Here is a 23464-nt window from a genome sequence, read left to right on the forward strand (position 1 = left end):
AGCGAGGGAAGCGGCTGGAGCCGTGCCCGCGGAAAGCGTCCATCCGTAGCGGAAATCAACTTTTTCAAATAATACTTCCATTGTAAAAGAAAAAAGGCTGTAGGCAAACTCCTGAATTTCTGGAGTTTGTCTACAGCCTGAAACAGACCTTATGAAAGGTCTGTTTTTCTGTGTATGGCAACGGGTTCCCACTCAAAACATGCGGTTACAAAGACAGATTTACAGCGAGGAACCGTCCCCATATTTATATTTTCTTATTGTTTCATCGGCAGGTTGAAAGTAACCGATTTTTCTTTAAAGAGCTTTTTGGCATCTTCACCAGCGAGCGGCCCGATTTGCAGTTCGAATTTCTTAAAGATCTGGAACTCATCTTCTCGGAATAAGAAGACAGCCAGTACTTCTTCGGTCTGCCCTGGTTCCAGATTGCCGCGTGCAAACGGCTCCAACATTCCTTGGCTCAACATCGTGCCGCGGTCTCCGTCGATAATCAAACGTTTGTCGATAAACGATTTTGCGAATGGTGTGTCGCTTCCGTTTTCAATCGTTAGTTTGGCTGTCAGCGATACAAGTGCGCCATCGCCGAAATTGCGGAATCTTTCCTTATTCCCTTCAGTCGGTGTTACATTGGCATACTGGACACCGTTCAGCGTCACTTTCACTTTATCAATCTGTTTTGTCTCATTGATGTCTTCTTTATCAAAGAAAAGCTCTTTTGTCGCAATCGTATCGGTCACCATGCGGTCTTGATACAATTTTGCATTGGCTGATGCTGTTTCCGCACCTTCATCGTTGAACGGAATGGCGAAGGTAGCTTCCTTTCCAATCGAGCCGCTGCCGTCTTCATTCAAGTAAGGCTTGGAGCTCGTCATAATCGGAGCCTTGAGTTTCTCATACTGCGCTTTCGTCATTACGAACGCATCCAGGCCTGTGGCTGTTTTTCCTTTTGTATAAACTGAGACTTTGTCGGTACTATCATCTTTCATCCATTGTTCACGGTCAACGAAGTGGGACTTTCTGATAATATACTCGGTTGCATCATCAGACTCCATCATAGCCCCTCTATTAAAGAATATATCCCCGTCCGAACCGTTTTTCAGCGTTTCCTTATACGTCAAGACGTAGCCTTCCTCTTCGCCATCGAAATCAACCTTCGCCGATTCGTTCATATTGCTGACACGGACAATTTGATATTCATCGATTGAATACGTAATTTCGTCATTAAAATTATGTGTAAGGCCAGGTTCTTTATTTGTAAAAACGACTTCTATGTCTCCTCCTGTCCTTTCAGCAATATAAGGATTGAGGATTTCTCCATCCGTTTCTGTACCTGTTTCTTCTTTTTCTTCTTCTGCCGGATCCTCTTTCGGTGCTTCTTCTTTCTCTTTCGTATCCTTCTTGTCTACAGTATCGGCTGCAGCCGGTGCAGCTTCTTCCTTGTTTTTCTCTTTGCTGCCGCAAGCACCAAGCATGAGCAAAGAAATGATCGCAGCAAAAAGCATCCACTTATTAAGTTTCACTACATCTTCCCCCTTGTTTCCATCGAAAATGAACAGTCGTTATGATATCGATTCCCTGTAAAAATTGACCAGAGCAGATGATCCAATCTTATCACGGCTTCTGTATAGTCAAGGGGCCTAATCTAACAAACACGACTATCCTCCCGTTCTTCTTTTTTTGAAACCTTATATTTCCACAAAAACGAAACTAAATAACTACAATTTCCCCTAGTGAAAAAGAACTTGTCGTCGATCGTGATTTACAGAAAAAGAAGGGTATGATACTTTAAACTGCGTGGAACTTGGGCTTTTTGCAATTTAGAAGCCTATTTTGTTACAGCTAGTAAATAGGGGGCTTTACCATGAAAAAACAAATACTACTTCAAGAAAACCCATCTGGCCTTCATTCATGGCTGCTGCTAATCGGTATCATTTTAATTGGTTCGAACTTGCGTGCACCACTCACGGCAGTCGGTGCGCTCATCCCCTCCATCCGTGATGATCTGGGCATGAGCAATGCATTGGCCGGATCCATTACTACTTTACCCCTGCTCGCTTTTGCTTTTTTGTCGCCGTTCGCGCCCAAAATCGCCTATAAGCTCAGCATGGAACGGACCATTTTTTACTCCATGATCGTATTGGCCTTGGGTATTGTCATCCGCACGGTGCCAAACACGGCGGCGCTTTTTGCCGGAACCATCTTGATCGGGCTCTCAATCGCGATTGGGAATGTCCTGATTCCTGGCTTTATTAAATTAAAATTTCCGCTGCGGATCGGGGTTTTGACCGGCCTCTATGCAGTCTTCATGAACGTGTTCGGCGCGCTTGCGTCGGGTCTCAGCGTCCCGCTCTCCTCGGTGAAATGGCTTGGCTGGCACGGTGCGCTCGGCTTTTGGGGAGTCTTGACAATCATCGCCATTATCGTATGGACTCCACAATTGTGCAATCAGATAGGTGCGCCGAAATCCCACATTAATGTAAAGGACAGCAGGAAAACGAGCTTGTACCGTTCCTCCCTTGCATGGAAGGTTACAATTTATATGGGATCCCAGTCCCTAATCTTTTATACGCTCTTGACATGGCTTCCCGATATTCTTCAAAATATTGGATTTAGCTCTAGTGCAGCTGGCTGGACATTGTTTTTGATGCAGTTTGCCATTATCCCGATTACGTTTATCATTCCGGTCCTTGCCGGGAGAATGAAAAACCAGCTCATGCTCAGTGCATGGACCGCTGCCTTCTATTTCATAGGGATCGGCGGATTGCTCTACGGAAACCAGTCGCTTATTCCGCTATGGGTCATTCTCATCGGTATTGCTTCAGGCAGCGCCTTCAGCCTGTCGATGATGTTTTTTACCCTGCGCACGAAAGATGCCCATCAGGCAGCTGAATTGTCGGGGATGGCTCAATCATTTGGGTACCTCTTGGCAGCAGTTGGTCCTGTCCTTTTCGGCGGTCTGCACGACTTGACAGCCAGTTGGACACTGCCGCTTGCCATGCTGCTCGCCGTTTCACTGCTCATTCTTCTAATGGGAATGGGAGCAGGAAAAGAAGGATACATTGAGCAATAAGTGAATGAAGCAGAATCGATTCTGTCCTTTCGTTTTGGAAAGACAGGATCGATTCTTTGTCTTTCAAATCAAATATCCAATTGTTATAGTATTCTTTTAGGCTTGAGGAACTTTATCCGCCAATCCACAAGGTAATATTGGTGTTTGGAGAAAGGAGTGATGGAAGTGAACCAAGCTGAACCTGCGATTCATTTCCGCGATGTGCATTATCGAATTGGCGAAGCAGAAATTTTAAAAGGTGTGACAGGCTCTTTCCCTCAAGGGAAGATCACGACGCTGGCAGGACCGTCCGGTGCAGGAAAATCGACTTTGCTAAAACTGTGCAACGGCCTAATTTCACCCTCATCCGGTGAGATTCTAATCGAAGGCCGCCCGATTGACTCCTTTCCCCCGCCTGATCTGCGGAGGCTTGCCGGGATTGCACTGCAGAATGCTCCCATGATCAAAGGCACCGTCTATGACAATCTTGCTTTGCCGCTCGAGCTGGCCGGAAAGAAGCTGGAGAAAATGCGGGCTGTGCGTTTGTTATTTGATGTTGGGTTGGATGAAAGCTTTTTGGGCCGCTCTGTCAGGGACCTTTCAGGCGGGCAGAAACAGAAGGTGTCGATTGCCCGCACCTTGGTCAATGAACCGAGAATCCTTCTGCTCGATGAGATTACCGCTTCCTTGGACCCGGCGTCAGCTGCAGAGATTGAGCAACTGATTATCCGCTTAAACAAGCAATACGGCGTCACAATCATCTGGATCACTCATCAGCTGCGGCAGGCTATGACAGTCGGCGATTATACGTGGGTGATGATGGACGGCAAGGTGGCTGAGACCGGAGAAAGCCAGTTGCTGGAAAACCCCAAAACAGAAGCAGTAAGAAGTTTTATCGAGGAGGGGCGCCAATGAGCCTGACTGCATTATCGATCACACTTGTTTTTGTCCTGATACCGATTCTCTTATCCCGCACGCTTAGGCTCGGTCTCGAAAAGGATACGGTTATTGCTACCGTCCGATCGATTATCCAGCTTTTCATCGTCGGCTATATTTTGCAATTTGTGTTTGAGGCAAATCATCCGATTTTCATGTTATTGATGGTGCTGCTCATGATTGGGGCAGCGACTGATAATGTTCGTAAAAAAGGGCATGGAGTGAAGGGGATTGCCTGGAAAGTCGCCCTGACGCTAGTAGTCATTGAGATTTTGACTCAAGGAATTTTAATCGGGTTTCGCGTTACGCCGCCGGAGCCGCAATATGTCATTTCAATCAGTGGCATGATAATCGGCAATGCTATGGTCCTTTCCATCCTCTTCCTGAACCGTTTTCTAGCCGAAATGGAAACGCGAGAGGATGAAGTTGAGCTGATTCTCTCTTTGGGGGGCACCCCAAAACAGGCGGTCCGCAGCCAGCTGATTACGTCTATCAAGGCAAGCATGATTCCCACCATCGAGAGCCAGAAAACAATCGGGCTCGTCCAGCTCCCGGGAATGATGAGCGGGCAAATCATTGCAGGTGCCGATCCGCTGCAGGCAGTCCAATTTCAGCTGCTCATCCTGTTTTTGCTCCTCACTGCGGCTGCCGTCACAAGTACCCTGCTTGGCTTTCTTTCCTACCCAGCGCTCTTTAACGAAAAAATGCAACCTCATAGAAACGGGGCCTGACCCCCGCCGCTTTCAAACAGCGGGGTCAGACCCCTGTTTTTTATTTTGTATTGAGGAGCTTGTAGATTGTTTTTGCTCCTTCTTCCCTGGTGACGACGGTGTTCGGGTTGAATTTGTCGTCCTTGAGTTCCATAAAGCCCCGTGCCAGCACGAATTGAATCGCCCTCTGCGTTTCTGCAGGAAGTTTCGCCACTTCTTCCAGCAGGATGTCCTCCACTGCCTCGCCCTCAGATTTTCCGGAATCGTAGGCACGCTTGATCATCAGCGCGAGCTGTGCCCTCGTCAATTTGCTGTTTGGCGCAAATGACTTTGCACTCACTCCTTTGATAATGCCTGCTTCATAAGCCGCGGCCACTTCCTTCTGTACGTCAGCCGGAAGCCACTTCACATCTGTAAAAGGAGAGGTTCCTTTTGATTCCAAATTCATGCCGCGCACGAGCATGGAAGCTACCTGGGATCGTGTAAATGAATCATTCGGCGCAAATACATCTGCAGATTTCCCTTTTACAACCTTGCCCTCATACAGGCTTTTGATTGCTTCATAAGCGTCGCTGTCTTTTGCGACGTCTTTGAACGGCAGTACAGAGTCTTCTTCGCCTTCATTTCCCGTCTCCCCGTTTGAAACGGTGATCCGGCCCTCCTCTTTGTTAGAAAGCGGGGAATTGTCTTTGAAATAGCTTTTCAGAATTTCCTCTAGAGCCTGGTATTCGTTGACAAGCTGCTGATCTTTCAGCATCGTGTAGTCGTCCCCGCCAATTGCCAAAAAGTCATTCGTAGCAACCAGATATTCCTGGTCCAGATTGATAGGCTCACCTTTTACACGCAAGTCTTTCACTCGTTCTCCCTTAGGTGCCGAAGCATCAAGCACAAAGCTCATTCCTCCGACCTGCGGGAATGCCCCTTTCGTATTCGGATAGTCGCTGACACCATGTTCCAGCGCTTCCTTCACAACAGAGCCCTTCATTTTCATCGTTACCACATAGTTGCCAAATGGCGATACACTGATAATATCCCCGAGCGTGATATCCCCTTCATTGATAGAAGAGCGCAAACCGCCGCCATTTGTAAAGGCAAGATCTGCGCCCGTCTCCGCAATCATTGCATCGGTAGCAAGGTTTCCAAGGTTTGTCTCGCGTGTGCGGACATTTTCCCTTTCTCCATCAAGCTTTACACTCGTCGATCCGACATGTTCATTTTTAATCGTTTTCTGTTCATTTTCAATACCCTCAATTAGCGTTGCGACCTGTTGATCCGGCACTGTATTTTCAGCGTCCTTTTTTGAGATGAGGCGAGCTGTTTTTTCAGCAAGCTTCTTATTTTCATCAAAGGTCAGCTCTACAACGCCAAGATTTTTTGTATACTCGCCTGTACTTACAATCAACGTATCTTCACCGTGCTTTTCGCCTTCAACCATAACCGTATGGCTATGACCGTCTACAATCAGGTCTATTCCCGGTGCGCCTTTTGCAACTTTGATTGATGTATCTGTGCTTGATGCATCGACACCAAGATGAGTCACAGCGATGATCGCATCAACATTTTCCTCATTGAGTGCCGCTATCACATCTTGCGCTTCTTTGACAGGATCTGTAAAGACCAGGCCTTCTACGTTTTTCGGGCTTGTCTTATAATGAGTTTCCGGAGTCGACAAGCCGAATATCCCCAGCTTAACACCGTCAACTTCTTTGATCACATACGGTTCGAGAACCCTTTCATTTGTTTCTTTGTAACGGACATTTGCGCCGAGAATAGGAAAATCCGTCAACTCTGAGAGCTCTAGCAGGCGCTTGTAACCATAGTTGAAGTCATGGTTGCCTGCAGCCATTGCATCGTAGCCGAGCATATTAAAGATTTTTGCGATGCTTTCCCCCTGTTCGAGTGTAGCGAACGGTGTCCCGTGAAATGTATCCCCGGCGTCCAACAGCAAGGTGTTCGGATTGCCCGCTTCAATTTCCTTCACAAGCGTTGCAATTTTTGCAAACCCCATGCCGTCATGCTCGCCTTCCACGATACGGGCATGCGTGTCATTCGTATGTAGAATTGTAATGCTCGTTGTGCCATCAGCACCTTCCGCCCGGACAGTTTGGAATGCAGGACCTAAACCGGCAAACACGAGCAAGGCAATAACAACTGATACAAACCCTCTTTTCAGCATCTTCTTCCTCCTCTAATATGTTTTTACCTACAAATTCAGTATAATACGAAACCTATGAAAATAGGGGTAATTTCTCAAAAAATGAAAAAAGTACCTGTAACCCGCTGAGATAACGCGTTAACACGTTATCTCAGCGGAGTCAGGTACTTCATTCGATTCATCTCTTTATTGAAATTTCTTTGCTTTGTTGTTGAACATTTCAGCTTTTTTCGCCATTGCTGCGGCCTTGTTCGGGTTTCCATTTTTGCTGGCAATGTTTGCTTTTTCATTCATGATGTTCGCCTTTTCCGTAAACATGGCGGCTTTATTGTTCGCAGTCGGTACTGCTTTAGCTGCTTCCGGCTTGGCTGGAGCTGCTGGAGCCGTCCTTTCCGTGCTGGCTGCAACAGTTGGAGCGGCTGGGGCTGTTGGAGCAGCTGGGGCCGTTGGAGCAGCCGGAGTAGTTGTGTTAGGAACGGCAGTCTCATCAGCAGTGCCAGATGGTTTCGTTGTCACAGCTGTATTGTCTTTCGTACGGACAGCCTCGGCTTTTTGCAGGAAGAGCTCCGCTTTTTTGTTCAATTCCTCTGCTTGTTTTTTGTTTCCGTATTTGCTTGCGATTTCTGCCTTTTCTTTAAACATCTCTGCTTTTTGTTCAAACAGTAATGCCTTGTTTTCCATTTTTGAATCTGCAGATAGTTTTTTATTCTGTACCAGGTTTTGAACCCGTTCTGCTTTTTGATTGAACATTTCCGCTTTTTTGTTCAGTGCGGCAGCCTTGTCAGCATTTCCATACTTCCCGGCAATCTCTGCTTTTATCTTGAAGAGATCTGCTTTGTATTCGAAAAAGCTTACCTTCGATTCAATTTGCTGTGTGCTTTGCCCTTGCATTTGAGCATGTGATGTTAATGGGGCTGCGATCATGCAAGCCGCAATCCCTGCTGCCGCGAAACCTAGTTTATAATTTTTCATATTGAATTCTCCTATTCTTATGCCTGTCCTTCATGACAGTAGTCAATCTTAAATTGTTTTTTTTGAGTGTTGCATCCCGGGACAACATAGTATCCGTTGGAAAATCTTTCTTTCAGGGGGTATGCCCAAAAGTTTTTTTAATTCATGTCGAATTATGGCAGAATACAAATAAAAATGCCCGCTCATGAGAGGAGCGGGCATTTTTTTCTATGTTGTACTTATCTGCGGCCGATTTCTCTTATTTCCAGAAAATTATCGAGGTCCACGTGAATCAGCGCATATGGCTTCGCTGTCTTATGTGCGTCTGACGTCTCCTCCAGCAACTGGTCGATGTCCACCCACTGCTGTTCCATGCTGAATCCCTCCTTGCCTCTATGTACCTTTACATACTATTCGCCGGTCCATTTCATCTTATGGGGGTTACGGTGAATTTATTTTTAGGTATATTTCCTTTACCCGGGCAAGAGAGGATCAAAACCACTGTAAAAAAAAAGACAGGAGAATGTTCTTCCCCCGTCTGATAAACCCTACAATTCCTGGTAATCCCTTTGATACCTGCCTCCGTCCTTCACATCAGAATGATATAAAGCTTTTAAGGCAAAAGGTTTTTCTAAATCATGTTCTTTCATAACCTGCTTCAGCTTCTTGTTCAATTCCGGATAATACTTCACGAGTTGCTCCATCTTTGTTTTCGAGTATTGCATATGTGCATACCTCCCATTCAGCTCTGTCTCAAGTATAGCATGGCTGCCTCGCCGTTTATTAGTATTCGAAAACATAAGATTTCATATAGTAGCGGCTTTAATAAAAAAAGCTGGCGAATCCATCCTATGGACATTCGCCAGCCCTCTTTCCACAAAGCATTACCGCTTAGCCGCTACACAGCCTTCTTCTGCCATTCTTCCTTCAGCATGCCATAAACAACATGGTCGACAAAATGGTCATACAGCCACTCTGCCTGGCGCAAACAGCCCTCTTCGACAAATCCGAGGCGCTCCGGAATGCTGCGGCTCTTGGCATTCCCGGCTGCTGCCCGGATTTCAACTTTATTGAGTGCCAGTTCATCAAAGGCATACCTTACAAGTGATTGCGCCGTCTTCGTCATGATCCCTTTTCCTTGGTACCCCTCGCCAAGCCAATAACCGATATAAGCCGTTTTGTTCGACCAATTGATAGTATTGAACCCTGCTACGCCTGCCATTTCCCCATTGAATATAATGGCTGCATGCAGACCTTTATTTTCCGCATACTCTTGTCGGCAAAATCGGATAAATGATTCGGAATCCTTGATTGTCTCCGTCCGGTCGACCCAGGAAAGCCATTCCTTCAAATAATTGCGCGACCGATCCACAAGCTCAAACATGCGCTCACTATCCTGCATATCCAGCAGCTTTAAATACAGACCGTCCTCGATTTCATGAACAAACATCAAATCTCCCCCCATTTGTCCCGCCTGCTGCTCTTTTCCAAGGTGGCGGACAGGCTCTCTATACCTTATACCTGACTGGAGTCCAAGAAATTTTCTCGGGTTATTTCAGGGTTTGAAGAAAGTTTACAAGTTTGGCAGCGTCAGTAATGTACTGGTTGCACTGGATGCTGTCTTTGCAGATCGTATTGCCTCTTTTGGTAAACGTGCCAACTGATGCTCCTTTTTTCTCCGTCAAGAACATTCCGATGTCTTCGTTGCGGTTGCAAAGAGTGCAAATGCCTTTTTGATTCAAGCTTTTAAATGTTCCCTGCAAGCCTATCAATTTGTTCTCAAAAGGGGCGACGATATATCTTTTATCAGAACCTTCATCATCCCAGCTTAAATAAGAGATTTCCCGGAAATCCTGATCCCATTTTGGCATTTTCAGCTTTTTTACCTTTGGAAACAGCTTTTTTAGTGTTTGCTCGGAAACTTCCTGAAAAGGGATCACATATTCAATCAGTTTTTCCAAATAAGCTGCCTCTTCATCATGGGTTTGAACGGTTGCCAGTTCTTGCAGCAATTGCAGCTGGCCATCATTCAGAGCATCGAACCGGTCCAATACTTTTTCAACGGAAAGGGATTTTAAGGCATCCAGCACCCCTTTATCATTCACCGTCATGTGCCCGTTTACAAGATGTTTTGCCTGCATTTTAATAAAATGGTACTGATCGCTCTTAATAAATGGTCCTTCTATTTTCTTTGCATTTGTCATTTAAAGCCAGCTCCTTATTTTTGTTTTTGAATAAGGTGCAAAGCTGTATGCAGCAGCAAGCTGCTTTATCGGCGATAACCTATAATCTCCGCCTCACACAAAGGATCGCCTTTCCATACAGGCTTTGCGTGAGACGCTGCACACCCTGGCAATAAGGAAATAATGATTGCCATGTTAGCTCCACCCCCTTAAAGGAAGTACCTTCCATCCTGCCGCGCGTATTGCGGGCAGCTAGTCTATACAAACATGATAGACGTATTATAAACGCTTGGACCCAAAAATCCAAGAACATAAAAAATAGAGCGAATTTTTTCGCCCTATTCCTAATGCCCAGTTATGATTCCTCTATCTATCCATTTCTGCTTTAGTGCGCTGCAGCCCCATGATGTTTTTTGAAGATGTGCTTGTCTTTGATCGTTTTGGCAGCTGCTGGAATCAAGAAGCGATCGACCCCGTAACGAGTTGTTCCATTTAGGACAAAGAGGAGAATGATTGCTGCTGCGAGTAGGAGCGGATTCGTGCTGATTGTACCTGCCATCAAGAAGTTCAGGTTCATGAACGCTCCTGCAATCAATGCTGGAAGTGCCAAAGCTCCAAGGATAAGTCCAGCCCCGACTAGTATTTCACCCCATGGGATGAGGATGTTGAAGATTTGCGCATTTGGCAACGCTACGTTTTCCAGGAATCCTGCGTACCAACCTTGGACTAAAGGTGCTTCTCCACCTGCTTTTGCTATTGCCCCTTGAAGGAATCCTGTCGTATCAAATCCTCCTCCTGCCAGCTTATGCCAACCTGCTTCCAGCCATTGTACACCGAGCCATACACGCAATACTGTCCAGACGACTGCTACCCAACGATTTTCATACCATTTGTTCATTTTGACTCACTCCTTATTTTTTGTAGATCTTGTGAAATTATTCACATAAACTTGTAAAAAAATAAGTTCATTATCAGCTGATTTTGTAAATTCACTTGTGAATTATTTCACATTCTCTTTACACTCTTAATATACAACCCTTCTTCAAGGAAAGCAACCCCTTTTAAGCAATGTCAACATTCTGCCACATTTCTCCTCCGCTTCCACCCCTCTTCATTCAGATACAGTAAAAGCGCCGGAGGACAAGCCCCCAGCGCTGCAGGTTCTCTCAGCGATCCCAGTCCGGAACAATGTTTTTTCCGTAAAAAATCTCGTCCATTTCAATCTTCAATCTTTCGGTGATTTCGATTGTTTGCTCAGCACTTAATTTGTCCTTCGTATAACCGAAAAGATAGTTATTCAAGTCGAATTCTTTCAATTTGCATTTCGTGTGGAAAATATTATCTTGATACACATTCACATCAATCATGTCGTACATTTCTTTTAAATCGTCCGGAATATAGTTTTGGATGGAATTGATGTCGTGATCAATGAAAAGCTTGTGGCCATCCTTTGCTCTTGTAAAGCCGCGGACCCGGTAGTCAACAGACATGACATCCGTTTCAAAAGAACGGATCAAATAATTCAGCGCCTTAAGCGGGGAAATTTCACCGCATGTTGCAACATCGATATCGGCCCGGAATGTGCTGATCCCTTCATCAGGATGATATTCCGGGTACGTATGGACCGTGATATGGCTCTTATCCAGTTGGAAGACGACGTTACCAGGAAGCGGCCCGGGTGTTTCTTCATACGTGTCTGCCGGGACTTCCACAATCGGCCCTTCAGAGATAAGTACGGTCACACTCGCCCCCTGCGGCACATAATCCTGCTTGGCCACATTCAAAACATGCGCCCCGATAATATCCGCTACATGATTTAATATTTTCGTCAGCCGGTCTGCATTATATTGTTCATCAATGTAATCAATATACGCTTCCCGCTCCTCGCGTGTCCTTGTATAACAAACATCGTACATATTAAAGCTCAGCGCTTTCGTCAGGTTATTAAAGCCATGCAATTCGACGCGCCGTTGCGGAGATATTTCCATTTCATCGCCCTCCTCGCTGACAGGGCAAAGATGCACCCAGTCTTCTTACATCTATTTTAACCATTCGCAGGCAGGAAAAAACATTCTTCTCCTTGTCCTCAGGATACTCTCTCCGTTAAAAGCACAAAAAAACCAGTTCCATCTAGGAACTGGTTTGTCAGTTTAAAGGTAACAGCCGCCTTTGCCGTATTTAAAGAAAAGAAAGTTTTAAACCACCACTCCTCAAAGTGGGTGTTTGCAGAAGCCTTCTTGCATGCCCTCCTTGTCATTTAGACGGAGATATGTCATTCCGGTTTCAATTTTAAACTCCCTGTTACAGCTTAAAGGTTAAAACTTAATATCAGTACGAACAATGCAGCTTGTATTGTTATAATACCTCTTTCTCTCTACTTTTGCAAGTGGTTTTGGCTATTAAATCTTGGGTATTCCCTCAATCGTTGACAACAACAAAGCTGCCGGATCCTTCGGTTTCAAAGCTAAGCTGATCTTTCTTATACTTCGCTTTCATGGTCTTATTGCTGTTTACATCAAGCACGGCCAACTTATTTGTCTTCACCACTTTTGATAAATCAATCGGCACAATCAGCTCGATATCCTTTTTGTAATGATCCAGAAGCTGCTTGCTTTCCCCTGCGCCTTTATAAAACTCAAGCGTGAAAAGGTCAGAAACAGCCTCTGCCATATTGCTGGCATCCCTTTTGCTGATGGCGATTGTTACTTCGCCTCCCGATTTGGATGCAAGTTCTTTTACCGCACCATCCTCAAACGTGAAGATGGCTCCCCCCTTTTGGATAACAAATGCTTTTTTCGATTCTTTAATCAGGTCAAGCACACCCAATCCAAGTTCCACATTGACTTCATCTTCCAAGTCAAGCACGTCAATGATGATTTGCTTTTCCTTCTTATTGTCCAAAAATGGAGCGATGCTTTCTGCTGTTACAATATGAGTATTCGTTTCAGGCGCCGGTACAGCCGCTTCTTCGACTTTCACCGTGACGGCCGCTGTAAAATCCCCAAATAAGACATGAATTTCGGTTGTACCCGTGCTGATTGCCGAGACCATCCCTTGCCCGCTAACGGTTGCGACATTCTCGTCAGCGCTGTACAGAGAGGCTTCTTCCGTGACGTCACGGATTGTATAGGACCCGTCCGCTTTTTCTGTCGTTTCGAGCACCATCAGCCTGTCCTGTCCTCCTGCCTGAAGTGCGATGTCTGTCTTATTAACGGAGTAAGCGACCTGATCCTGGGCAGCTTCTTCAACACTGAGCTGGATGGATGCAGTAAAATCTTTATAGGATGCGGTGATAAACGTGGACCCAGCTTTCACGGCCGTCACTTTGCCGCCCGTTGCCGTTGCCACCGCTTCATCTCCGCTGGTAAAGACCGTTTCACCGGAAACATCACGCTCTGTTTTTGTTCCGTCGGCCTTTGTTGTCGCTTCCGTAACAATCACCCTAGCTTCTTCGCCAACTTTCAGCGCAAGCGATTCCGTATCAATGGATACAGTGGTCTTATCCGCTGCTCCGCCGGTCACTTCCAAGTAGACAAAAATCGGTTCCTGTTCCGGCGCTGTTACTTTCACTTGCGTTTTGCCTGCTTTAAGAGCAGTCACCAGCCCCCGTTGCACTGTAGCCACCTCAGGGTTCACGACACCGAATTTCGAAGCGGCTGTTACGTCCTTTTCAAGGATACGCCCATCCGGCTTCATCGTTACCTGCGTAACCTTCAATTGTTCCTGCTGGCCGGTTTCAAGCTGCAAATCTTTTTTATTCACTTCATACGTGACGATGTCCTGAGGCAGATCTTTCACTTCAAGATAAACGTAAATCGGCTCCTGGCCGGAGAAGTTGGCCCGTACCTGTGTCTTCCCGGCGGTTTTTGCGGTAACAAGACCCTTTTTCACAGTGGCGACCGTATTGTCGACAACATTATACGTGCCAAGCCCCGTAATATCTTTCTCCAGCACAGTTCCGTCCGGCTTGACCGTCGTTTCGGTCACGAATAGCTGCTCCTGCTGGCCGACACCAAGTGTCAATTCTTTCTTGTTCACCGAGTAGGTGATAATGTCTTGCGGAAGTTCCTTCACTTCAAGGTACACATAGATCGTTTCCTGTTCCGGCAGCATGACGCGCACTTGCGTTTTGCCCGGTGCCAGAGCGGTGACCAATCCTTTTTTCACCGTCGCCACCTTATTATTGACGACATTGTATGTCCCTGTGCCTGTTACGTCTTTCTCAATGACCGTGCCATCAGGTTTTACTGTCGTTTCGGTCACGATCAGCTGCTCCTGCTGGCCGACGCCGAGCGCCAATTCTTTCTTGTTCACCGAATACGTGACAATATCCTGCGGAAGTTCCTTCACTTCCAGATAGACAAGGATGGTTTCCTGCCCAGGAATCATGACACGAGCCTGGGTTTTGCCCGTTGCTTTTGCCGTGACAAGCCCCTTATGAATCGTAGCGATGCTATTATTGACAACATTGTATTTACCGGTATCTGTTACGTCTTTTTCAATTACCGTGCCATCCGGCTTCACTTTTGTCTCGGTTACGATCAGCTGTTCCTGCTGGCCGACGCCGAGTGTGAGGCTCGTCTTGCTGACGGAGTAAGTCACTTGATCCCCGCCATCAACCGCCTTGACTTCTACTGTGACCGTCGCCTTGAATTCTTTGTATGTGACAGTAATTTCCGTTTTCCCTGCGCCTTCAGCGGTCACTTTTCCGCCTTCGACAGTAGCGACCTTCGCATCTGCCGTTTCAAACTTCGCTTCCCCTGTTACATCCTTCTCCTCAGTGGTTCCATCCGGCTTTACAGTCGTTTCTGTTACCGTAAGCTGTGCCGTCTCACCAGCTTTCAAGGAAAGCTTGTCGTCGCTCACCTTGTACTCTGGCCCCTTTTGGTCTCCTGCTTTGTAAATGACCTTTTCCGCTTTATTGCCTGCTGCGTCTTCATATTTTACAATGACACTGTTTTTCGCTTTGTCCAGCGTTTCCAGTTCAAAAGAGAAGCTGCCGTCTTGAGCCAATTGAACCGGACCTGATGCCTTTATTTCCTCTTCTTCCTTCACTTCATAAACGGCTTTCAGCTTTGTATTGAGATCATAGCCGAGCCCGTATTTTTCCAGCTCCTGCTGATACTGTACGTATAAATCATCAATCTTTCCTCTCACTGTATTGCCCGTAATGTCGCCCTCAACGGTGCCGGCCTCCGATTTGACAGTAACCGGCCCTGCATAATCGCTCACTACGCCAGAAGACGATTCAGCAGTAAAATCAACGGTATACAACCCATCTGGTATTTTTGTCTGTGGATCTCCTGACCACGGGAAATACTGTCCTTTAATAGCCAGCTGGTATGAACCCGCTGCCAGGCTTGAGGCAGCGTGAAGATAGCCGATATAGCCATCGCCGTATACTCCGCCTTCCGGATCCATTACATTCCACAGCTCGATGAAGTTAGTACCGACATCTCCGGTGATCCTAAAGGTGAGCATTGCTTCGTCCTTCACGCCATCACCGTCAAAAGATAGATCCGATTCTGAGATTTTCAGATCCTTAATCTGAGCCGCCGCAGCACCGCCGAAATCAGCCGCGAATGGAAGGGAAATCTCCGACCCGTTTCCTTTAATATGAATGTAACCGAGAATTTCATCACCGGACTTGGCAGCTGCCTTCGATGCTGTCAAGGTGACATTCAATATTTGCTCGCCGGACAGCGTGAAACTTGGCTTGTCCACAGTAACCGCCGCATCTCCGAAACTTTTTGTCACCTGTACCGTCGCCTCATAGCTGCCGCCTTTGCCGGATGGGCTTTTCACCATAATCTGCTTGGTTACGGACAAGTCTTTTTCCAGAGACTGCGGACCGAATGTCACAGTTCCCTTCTGGTTATCAACCGTCTGCCCGTCATTATCCGCCTTGTCAAGCGCATAAGCCAAAAGATCAGGATGTGCAGCCGCATAAGGCTGAACACGGCCAGCTCCTTGAGAAAAAACATCGTATTTCGCTGTATCCAATAGTTTGGCAGTATTAGAGAGTGCAACTTTCACGTCAAATGCGCTCCAACTCGGATTTGCCTGCTTCACAAGCGCCGCGATCCCTGCCACATGCGGCGTTGCCATGGATGTACCGGTCTTTCTTGTGTAGGCTTCTTCATAAGTCGCCTCTGGGAAATCCGCTTTGTACATCGGAATCGTTGACATGATGTTCGTTCCAGGTGCCGTCACGTCCGGCTTGATGTCAAAGTTCGGGGTGGATGGTCCGCGGGAGCTGGAATCATTCACTGCGTCGCCTTCTGTCATGCTCTTTTCAAAGGCGGAGAAGGTTACTTTTCCATCTTGGCCCTTCACTGCCTCCCTGATGGCTTCCCCATCCGTTTGGGATACATCAAAAGAAGGAATAAACTCAAAGGCATCGCCAAGAAACACATCCGATTTTCCAGGCGCATTTGATCCTCCTGCAAAATTATGGATAAGTACTGCAACGGCACCATTTTTCTTCGCATATTCGATTTTTTCAACGAAAGGAATATCACCTCGGGATACGAGGGCAACCTTTCCATTCACATCAAGTCCGGTGTAATCCTCAGCCTTGCCTGCTCCCGGCACGGCAACGATTGGATATTCGCCATCCAATTGTTCCGCCGGGTGGACGCCGAACATTGATGCCATCAGGTCAACTGTTTTGGAAAGCTTGAACTCTCCAGCCGTCACATTAACTTGCGCACGGTAATGCGCTTCAGGGTTTGTCGTATTGCCGACCCCGATCCCCAGGCGGGAAGTTGCCGGCGTACCGATTGTTCCGCGGTTCGGACCGGAGTTTCCTGTCGCGATTACGGAAATTGTTCCAGCTAGCATCGCATTGTTAATGGCGAACGATGCGCCGTCCGTTTCGCTGTTCGAGCCGCCGCCAAGCGATAGGTTAATGACGTCCATCCCTTCAGTGACAGCCGTGTCGATCGCCTTGATGATCCCGGAAGTTGATCCGCTTCCATACGCTCCGAGTACACGATAGGCATATAGATCAACCTTAGGCGCAATCCCCTTGATGCCGTACGGATTATCACCAATTGCGGCAATCGTCCCTGCCACGTGGGTGCCGTGAGATGTGTAAAACGAGCTTCCATTGCTATTGAACTCAGGACGGTTCGCCGGCCTGTCCAATGGGGACGTTTCGGATGCATCATCATCCGCACGAGGGCGGGCGTAATCCGTTCCAGTATGCGGAACAAAGTTCTTTCCGCCTTTGTAAATGCCTCTGAATTCAGGATGATCCGCATCAATGCCTGTATCCAGGACAGCGACCTTGATGCCCTGGCCTTCATATCCTTCCGCCCAAAGCTTCTCGATTCCAAGGAAGGAGATGCTTGTGTCCATCTTCACATCCATATCATTGCCTTTTTGTTTCAATGTTCCGGTGTCCTGGACAGGCTTTTCCAGCTTGCCGGCCGGCTTTGACTCAAGCGCATGCACTTCTGCATCCGGCTCAATAAGAGTGATGCCCTCGATCTCCAGCAGCTTTTGAAGGTCGTCGGCCTTTACTTTCCCGGACAGTCCGTTTAAGACTGTATCGAATGAGTACCCTTCAGCAAACTTGATCCCTTTTGTCACCATCTGTTTTTTAACCAATGTCTGTTGGCTTTTGACTTTCTGTTTTACAGCATTCATTTCACTGCTGCTCATTTTCTTGCCTTTCAGCCCTTTGATCCCGTTCTCTAAAGCGGGGGACTTCTCCGACAAATGAATGATGACCGATACTTGCTCATTTCCGGATACACGCTTCAATTCCTCGTGTATCCGCGCCTCCCCGCCAAGCAGATTCAGCTGTTCCGCAATAGCCGCCTTTTCCTGCAAGCGGCCTTCCTGCTGAACACTCTGCTTGAATGGCGCGGCCGAAGTCTCTTCAGCAGCATTTCCTTCATTTGCGAATGCCGACATCGGCGCTAACAAGGACAGCACCATCATAAGAATCAGAAAGGAACTGAACCACTTTTTTTGCTCTGTTTTTCTCCTCAACATTTTTCCCCCTTGTCCTTTTTCTTCTTGCAGCTTCATCGTAACAAGGGGGTAAATATTTGAAAATAGTGACAAATACACAAATGTTTACTTTTCTGAAAAATTGATTCCAAAGACTGAGATCTGTATGAAAAACCTAGAACTAAGTATACAGAGACGCTGCTCGGGTGATGGTAATATATTCCTATGGAACAATATAAAAAAGGGCAAATGATGGATTCCATCATTTGCCCGCTGCCATCAGCGATTCTCTCCGTTGGTTTTGATCACCTCGCTGTACCAGCGGAAGCTCTTTTTCTTGATTCTTCTTAGCTCTTTTTCGTCTAGCTCATCCCGGTCGATGTAGACGAATCCGTAACGTTTTTGATAGCCATTCAGCCAGCTGAGCAAGTCGGTGAAGGACCAAGTGCAGTACCCGAGCAGGTCCACTCCATCAGAAATGGCGGCCTGTAATTGGTCGATATGAGCCCGGATAAAGTCAATCCGATAATCATCATTGACTACGTCACCTTCCTCCAGCTTATCGAACTCTCCCAAGCCATTTTCGGTAACGAGTACCGGCAGATGATATCGACTTGATATCCTTCTCAGCCCAATTCTTAGGCCAACTGGGTCAATTTCCCAATCCCAGTTTGTCGTTTCGATATAGGGGTTTCTTTTCCGTTTAAACAGTCCTGCCTCTCCGCTCTCTACGAAGTTCCCTTTCTTTCCATTATGATTTTCCTTACCTGAAGCGAATTGCTCTCCTGCGAGGCTGAACGCAAAAGTTGCTGTTTGGTAATAGTTCACCCCGATAAAATCCGGTTTTGCCTCCGTTAGCATTTCCATGTCTCCATCCTGCACGGTCGGAGTTAAATTTTGTTCTTCGAGGTACTTCCAGATAGCCTGCGGATAGGTCCCCCATCCGTATACATCGAGCCACCACAAATTGTTAAACTCCTCTGCGTTTTCCGCAGCCAAAACATCCAATGGATTACTGGAAAACGAATAGGCAGGCCCATAGGCAAAGCTCGGTCCGATCTTCCCCGCAGGTATGATCTTTCTGAAGGTTTGGATGGCAGCCGCATTCGCCAAGTTCGCGATGTGATTCGCCTCGTACATCCGCTTTCTATCGCGGACACCCGGAGGATGACTTCCTTCTTCATAGCCGTGACGGATAAAAATGTTTTGTTCATTTAAGGTGACCCAATACTTCACCTTATCTTTAAAACGGTGAAACAAAACTGCGCAATAATCACTGAAGTCCTTAATGATTTCCCTTGACTCCCAGCCTCCATATTCATCTTGCAGTGCCTGGGGCAAATCCCAGTGATAGAGGGTGAGGATCGGTTCAATTCCATGTTTGAGAAGCTCGTCAATCATATTTTCATAGAATGAAATCCCTGCTTCGTTTATATTACCCTTCCCCAGCGGCAGCACCCTGCTCCAGGCGACGGAAAAGCGATAAGCTTTCAATCCCATCTCCGCCATCAGGGCAATGTCCTCCTTATAGCGGTGGTAGTGGTCGACAGCTACATCCCCATTCGTCCCTTTAAATGTTTTTCCTTCTATTTTCGAGAATCGGTCCCAGACCGACGCCCCTTTCCATCCTCATCCCAGGCTCCTTCAACCTGATAGGCGGCAGAGGCTGATCCCCAAAGAAAATCACCCGGAAACGGATCTAATTTCAGGCGGTCCATTGCTTCAACTCCCTCTTATTCAATTTCCAGCCATGCATTCGATTCATCCATCATTCCATAAACAGCTCCCAGCAAATTGGCATGCTGACGGAACAAGCAAACATCTATAACTGGCTTCACTGTCGCAGCGGGGATTTTGGCCAGCAATTCATCCAGCTTGATATTCAGCCCTTCAATCAGCTCTTCTCTCGTGCTGATTCCCCCGCCGATTAAAATGACTTCCGGGTCATATAAGTACTGCAAATTATAAATTCCCAGGGCGTTCAGCCGGTAGAAGCGGTCCACTGCATCCTTGCAGATCTTATCGCCTCTTTCAGCAAGCCCGAATATCTCTTCTCCTGTCAAATCTTCTTCGCGCATCTTTTTCAATCGGGCCGTCTCCTTCACCAAGGCCACTGTGGAGGCCGCAATGCTCCAGGTTTCGGGGTTCCCTGCTGCATCTTTATCAATCACCATATATCCAAACTCCCCGCCATGCAGATTGGTACCTTTATGCAGCTTTCCGTCCTTGATGACAGCACCCCCGATTCCGGTGCCGATTACGACAACAAGAACATCCTTCTTCCCTTTTCCATTCCCTTTCCATATTTCCGCATGTCCTGCACAGTTTGCGTCATTTTCCATATAGACTGGGATCGGCATTCTTTGTGTGATCAATTGTTTGATGTTCGGGCCATGCAAATACGGAAGCGCACTTGTTCCATAAATAACCCCCGAATTGGAGACAGCGCCTGGACAGCTGAGCGCCAGCCCCTCAACTTGTTGGTGTGAATGATAAAGCTCTTCTAAAAACATCAATAATCCATCAAGTTCTTTTGGTGTTTTTACCTTTCCGGATTCAAGTATGTCCCCTTCAGCAGTAACAACTCCGTATTTAATAAAGGTGCCGCCTATATCTGCTGCTAAGTACTGTTTCATCTTCCCACCCCAGACCTTTTGTCTTTCGCCCAACTCAGCTACATTTTGCAGGAACGTCTGATCAGCAATTCAGGATCAACCATTACTGATGAGTTCGCCTGCCCTGTTCCATTGATTAAATCATGCAGCATATATGCAGAGAGCTTGCCCATCTTCTCCTTATCCTGCTTGACTGTAGCAAGTGGTGGATCGCTGTAGCGACATGCCTCGATATCGTCACAGCCAACCAGCTTGATATCCTCGGGAACACGCAAACCGCTTTCCTTGATCGCCCTTAGCGCTCCCAGGGCCATCATGTCAGATGCTGTGAAGACAGCTTGCGGAAATGGGGCTTGAGCCAAAATCTTTTTCATCGCCTCATACCCGCTGTCTTCAAAATAATCCCCATGCTGGATCCAATGATCATATAACGTCATTCCAAATTGGTTCATATGACGGATAAAGCTTTCTTTACGAATATTGGAAACGATCGAATAATCCGGTCCTCCAATGAAAGCAACCTCCTTCACCTGATTCATGTAAAAATAGGTGACGACCTCTTCGGAGACTTTACGGTTGTCTGTAGTCACATAGCTCGAACGAGGGCCTGCCAAAGCGATATCGATCCCAACGCAAGGAATATCACTCTGGTCCAATTCATGTGTCGCTTCTTCAATCTTGTCACCGGCTATAATCAGGCACCCATCCAGTTGGAAATGCTTGCAACGGGCCAAATAATCCTGCTTCCCTCCGCGGAAGTTGCTATTGGAAAAAATCAAAATATCATAGCCTAAATTGCCGATAGAATTTTTAAAGGTGCTGACTACTGTGTTAAAAAAAGGGTGATTCAATTCGGCATGAATATCACCGGCATAAATCAAGCCGATCAAATTGGATTTTTTCGTTGCCAGCGACTTTGCCGAAAAAGTCGGCTGGTAGCCGGTCACTTCAATAATATCCTGCACTTTTTCAATGGTCTTTTTACTGATATTCCCTGTATTATTAATGACTTTCGAGACGGTACCCGGAGAAACACCGGCCATATTTGCAATATCTTTTATTGTCAGTTTCATACCTCAACCTCTTGTCATCCGTTAATACTCTCACTTTACCGATCCCTCGGTGATGCTTGAAATGAACAGTTTGTTGAACATTAAGAATACAATGACCAGAGGGGCTGTTGCCCAGAACACGCCCGACATCATCATTCCGAAATCTGTATTGCTTGTTGTGTTCATTGAAGAGAGAGCTACCTGTATTGTATACATATCCGGATCTCTCAGGACAGTAAATTGCCATAAAAACTCTCCCCATGTTGCCGTGAATACGATAATCCCGAGTGTGGCAAATGCTGGCAAAATGATTGGCAGCACGACACTCCGGTAAATTCTGAAATTGGAACAGCCGTCCAGCTTTGCCGCTTCAATCAGTTCGTCAGAAACGGATTGTGAAATGTATTGGCGCATCAAGAATATGCCAAGCGGATTTAGAAAGAAAATGATCATCGCCCCAAACAACGTATCGAGCAAGCCGAACTTTGCGACCAAGTAATATTGAGGGATCAAGCCAAGCTGCGGCGGGATGATCATTGTCAGCAAAATACTGTAAAAGAAAATGTTTTTGCCGGGAAATTTAAACTTGGCAAATGCAAACCCGGCAAGCGAACTGATCAGCAGGACGACGATCGTCACAACCAAACAGACAATCAATGAATTGAGCATCGCCCCGAAAAAAGGGATCTTATCAAGCACTGCTTGGAAATTCGCAACGAGCCGATCACCCGGTGTTACGGTCGGCGGAATGGAATTATAAGCTGCGCTTGGCCTCGTTGCCATGATGAACATCCAATAGAAAGGAAAAATTGAAAAAAAGGAGAGAAGAAGCAAAAAACCGTACATGAAAATTTGCCGGATGCTAAACCTCTTTTTCTGATAATCATTCTTCATTTATCCTTCCTCCCTCCCTTGCCGACACCGGATGTCAAATACGTATTGATTGCCGAAGCAACAACGATTATCAGCAGGAGTATTACTGCTGTCGCTGAACCGGTTCCGAAAGATTGCAAGCTGAAGGCGTCCCGATACAAGTACATGACAACCGTCATCGCCTCAGTTCTGCTGAAAGCCTGTGTACCGAGGAAAACGGTTGGCTCTGTAAACAACTGCAGGGCACCAACTGTTGAAAAGAATACCGTCAGCACAATGAACGGTTTTAGCAGAGGAATGGTAATAAACCGCAGCTGCTGGACAATGCTCGCGCCATCAATCCGGGCAGCTTCATATAGGTCCTTGGGTATACTTTGCAATCCGGCCAAGTAAATGATCGTATTGTAGCCTATCCAGCGCCAGAAGACCATGATGGAAATGGCTATTTTAGCCCCCCACTCGCTCGTTTTCCAAGCAACCGAATCCATCCCGAATAGATGGAGGATATAGTTGGCAAGCGCCGTATCATTGCTGCTGAAAAAAACACCGAAAACCAATGCTACCGCCACCATCGAGGTAATATAGGGCAGGAAAATGATGGCCCGGAATGTATTTTTGAACTTCAGATAGGTTTGATTCAGGATAAACGCCAAAACAATGCCTACTGCGATCTGAGGAGCGGTACCCATAATTCCCATGACCACTGTGTTGTACAGGGATTTCCAGAATAACGGATCATGAAGGACGACGCTGAAATTGCGGAGCCCGACGTACGTCATTTCTCCAAGTCCATTCCACTTTTGGAAGGCGAGATAAAGACTGAAAATAGCAGGGTACAGTCCGATGATGGCAAAAATGATGAAGAAAGGCGAGATGTACAAGTAAGCACTGATTTTGTCTTTTGATTGCTCCGATCGATATTTTTTGTTAAATACCATTTTCTCCCCTTCCTTTCATTTCCTTGATGCAGCAGCAGTATGC

General features: G+C 46.7%; 17 protein-coding genes and 1 pseudogene. 3 read left to right on the forward strand and 15 right to left on the reverse strand.

Going from position 1 to position 23464, the window contains the following annotated elements:
• Positions 1 to 254 precede the first annotated feature (254 nt).
• Entirely contained in the window at positions 255 to 1517 is a 1263-nt protein-coding gene (locus AC0TWI_RS14970) for a DUF5068 domain-containing protein (RefSeq protein WP_488127142.1), read from the reverse strand.
• A gap of 341 nt (positions 1518 to 1858) precedes the next feature.
• Here AC0TWI_RS14970 and AC0TWI_RS14975 point away from each other — a divergent pair, with 341 nt between their 5' ends.
• The 3 genes from AC0TWI_RS14975 (at position 1859) to AC0TWI_RS14985 (ending at position 4713) form a co-directional block, all read left to right on the forward strand.
• On the forward strand, positions 1859 to 3067 hold the full coding sequence (locus tag AC0TWI_RS14975) for a CynX/NimT family MFS transporter (protein ID WP_488127143.1): 1209 nt from the start codon (positions 1859 to 1861) through the stop codon (positions 3065 to 3067).
• Positions 3068 to 3226: 159 nt separating this feature from the next.
• Entirely contained in the window at positions 3227 to 3961 is a 735-nt protein-coding gene (locus tag AC0TWI_RS14980; protein ID WP_488127144.1) for an ABC transporter ATP-binding protein, read from the forward strand.
• The gene (locus AC0TWI_RS14985) at positions 3958 to 4713 is read left to right on the forward strand and encodes an ABC transporter permease (protein WP_488127145.1); all 756 of its coding nucleotides are present in this window, start codon (positions 3958 to 3960) and stop codon (positions 4711 to 4713) included. The genes AC0TWI_RS14980 and AC0TWI_RS14985 overlap by 4 nt, the downstream gene beginning before the upstream one ends.
• A gap of 40 nt (positions 4714 to 4753) precedes the next feature.
• On the opposite strand, the gene AC0TWI_RS14990 is transcribed toward AC0TWI_RS14985, so the two are convergent.
• The 14 genes and pseudogenes from AC0TWI_RS14990 to AC0TWI_RS15055 form a co-directional block, all read right to left on the reverse strand.
• Positions 4754 to 6868 carry a 5'-nucleotidase C-terminal domain-containing protein gene (locus tag AC0TWI_RS14990; protein WP_488127146.1) on the reverse strand — a complete coding sequence of 705 codons (2115 nt, stop codon included), beginning with the start codon at positions 6866 to 6868 and terminating at the stop codon, positions 4754 to 4756.
• Positions 6869 to 7033: 165 nt separating this feature from the next.
• On the reverse strand, positions 7034 to 7819 hold the full coding sequence (locus AC0TWI_RS14995) for a hypothetical protein (RefSeq protein WP_488127147.1): 786 nt from the start codon (positions 7817 to 7819) through the stop codon (positions 7034 to 7036).
• A 218-nt stretch (positions 7820 to 8037) separates the two neighbouring features.
• Positions 8038 to 8172 (reverse strand): hypothetical protein, encoded by a 135-nt coding sequence (locus AC0TWI_RS15000; protein ID WP_488127148.1) that lies wholly within the window; start codon positions 8170 to 8172, stop codon positions 8038 to 8040.
• Between the two features lie 174 nt (positions 8173 to 8346).
• A complete protein-coding gene (locus AC0TWI_RS15005) occupies positions 8347 to 8523 on the reverse strand; it encodes a hypothetical protein (RefSeq protein ID WP_488127149.1) in 177 nt (58 codons plus the stop codon).
• Positions 8524 to 8696: 173 nt separating this feature from the next.
• Positions 8697 to 9248: a GNAT family N-acetyltransferase gene (locus AC0TWI_RS15010; RefSeq protein WP_488127150.1), complete on the reverse strand. Its 552-nt coding sequence runs from the start codon at positions 9246 to 9248 to the stop codon at positions 8697 to 8699.
• Between the two features lie 100 nt (positions 9249 to 9348).
• Positions 9349 to 10002, reverse strand: a complete 654-nt coding sequence (locus tag AC0TWI_RS15015) for a FusB/FusC family EF-G-binding protein (protein WP_488127151.1) — start codon at positions 10000 to 10002, stop codon at positions 9349 to 9351.
• A gap of 364 nt (positions 10003 to 10366) precedes the next feature.
• The gene (locus AC0TWI_RS15020) at positions 10367 to 10879 is read right to left on the reverse strand and encodes a DoxX family membrane protein (protein WP_488127152.1); all 513 of its coding nucleotides are present in this window, start codon (positions 10877 to 10879) and stop codon (positions 10367 to 10369) included.
• Positions 10880 to 11147: 268 nt separating this feature from the next.
• Positions 11148 to 11969: an adenosylmethionine decarboxylase gene (gene speD, locus AC0TWI_RS15025; RefSeq protein WP_488127153.1), complete on the reverse strand. Its 822-nt coding sequence runs from the start codon at positions 11967 to 11969 to the stop codon at positions 11148 to 11150.
• 430 nt (positions 11970 to 12399) lie between these two features.
• On the reverse strand, positions 12400 to 17982 hold the full coding sequence (locus tag AC0TWI_RS15030; protein WP_488127154.1) for a S8 family serine peptidase: 5583 nt from the start codon (positions 17980 to 17982) through the stop codon (positions 12400 to 12402).
• Positions 17983 to 18222: 240 nt separating this feature from the next.
• Positions 18223 to 19661, reverse strand: a pseudogene (locus AC0TWI_RS15035) (glycoside hydrolase family 1 protein).
• A gap of 15 nt (positions 19662 to 19676) precedes the next feature.
• Positions 19677 to 20579: an ROK family protein gene (locus AC0TWI_RS15040; RefSeq protein WP_488127155.1), complete on the reverse strand. Its 903-nt coding sequence runs from the start codon at positions 20577 to 20579 to the stop codon at positions 19677 to 19679.
• 38 nt (positions 20580 to 20617) lie between these two features.
• The gene (locus AC0TWI_RS15045; protein WP_488127156.1) at positions 20618 to 21631 is read right to left on the reverse strand and encodes a LacI family DNA-binding transcriptional regulator; all 1014 of its coding nucleotides are present in this window, start codon (positions 21629 to 21631) and stop codon (positions 20618 to 20620) included.
• Positions 21632 to 21661: 30 nt separating this feature from the next.
• A complete protein-coding gene (locus AC0TWI_RS15050; RefSeq protein ID WP_488127157.1) occupies positions 21662 to 22504 on the reverse strand; it encodes a carbohydrate ABC transporter permease in 843 nt (280 codons plus the stop codon).
• Positions 22501 to 23421 carry a carbohydrate ABC transporter permease gene (locus AC0TWI_RS15055; RefSeq protein WP_488127158.1) on the reverse strand — a complete coding sequence of 307 codons (921 nt, stop codon included), beginning with the start codon at positions 23419 to 23421 and terminating at the stop codon, positions 22501 to 22503. The genes AC0TWI_RS15050 and AC0TWI_RS15055 overlap by 4 nt, the downstream gene beginning before the upstream one ends.
• Positions 23422 to 23464: the final 43 nt, after the last annotated feature.

Source organism: Lederbergia sp. B243.17, assembly GCF_057657925.1.

Bases quoted from the DNA above. Each gene is read 5' to 3' on its own strand.
- AC0TWI_RS14995 (WP_488127147.1), bottom strand. From the start codon at position 7,819: ATGAAAAATTATAAACTAGGTTTCGCGGCAGCAGGGATTGCGGCTTGC.
- speD (WP_488127153.1), bottom strand. From the start codon at position 11,969: ATGGAAATATCTCCGCAACGGCGCGTCGAATTGCATGGCTTTAATAAC.
- AC0TWI_RS15055 (WP_488127158.1), bottom strand. From the start codon at position 23,421: ATGGTATTTAACAAAAAATATCGATCGGAGCAATCAAAAGACAAAATC.
- AC0TWI_RS14980 (WP_488127144.1), top strand. From the start codon at position 3,227: ATGGAAGTGAACCAAGCTGAACCTGCGATTCATTTCCGCGATGTGCAT.
- AC0TWI_RS14975 (WP_488127143.1), top strand. From the start codon at position 1,859: ATGAAAAAACAAATACTACTTCAAGAAAACCCATCTGGCCTTCATTCA.
- AC0TWI_RS15015 (WP_488127151.1), bottom strand. From the start codon at position 10,002: ATGACAAATGCAAAGAAAATAGAAGGACCATTTATTAAGAGCGATCAG.
- AC0TWI_RS15045 (WP_488127156.1), bottom strand. From the start codon at position 21,631: ATGAAACTGACAATAAAAGATATTGCAAATATGGCCGGTGTTTCTCCG.
- AC0TWI_RS14985 (WP_488127145.1), top strand. From the start codon at position 3,958: ATGAGCCTGACTGCATTATCGATCACACTTGTTTTTGTCCTGATACCG.
- AC0TWI_RS15000 (WP_488127148.1), bottom strand. From the start codon at position 8,172: ATGGAACAGCAGTGGGTGGACATCGACCAGTTGCTGGAGGAGACGTCA.
- AC0TWI_RS15010 (WP_488127150.1), bottom strand. From the start codon at position 9,248: ATGTTTGTTCATGAAATCGAGGACGGTCTGTATTTAAAGCTGCTGGAT.
- AC0TWI_RS15020 (WP_488127152.1), bottom strand. From the start codon at position 10,879: ATGAACAAATGGTATGAAAATCGTTGGGTAGCAGTCGTCTGGACAGTA.
- AC0TWI_RS14990 (WP_488127146.1), bottom strand. From the start codon at position 6,868: ATGCTGAAAAGAGGGTTTGTATCAGTTGTTATTGCCTTGCTCGTGTTT.
- AC0TWI_RS15005 (WP_488127149.1), bottom strand. From the start codon at position 8,523: ATGCAATACTCGAAAACAAAGATGGAGCAACTCGTGAAGTATTATCCG.
- AC0TWI_RS15040 (WP_488127155.1), bottom strand. From the start codon at position 20,579: ATGAAACAGTACTTAGCAGCAGATATAGGCGGCACCTTTATTAAATAC.
- AC0TWI_RS15050 (WP_488127157.1), bottom strand. From the start codon at position 22,504: ATGAAGAATGATTATCAGAAAAAGAGGTTTAGCATCCGGCAAATTTTC.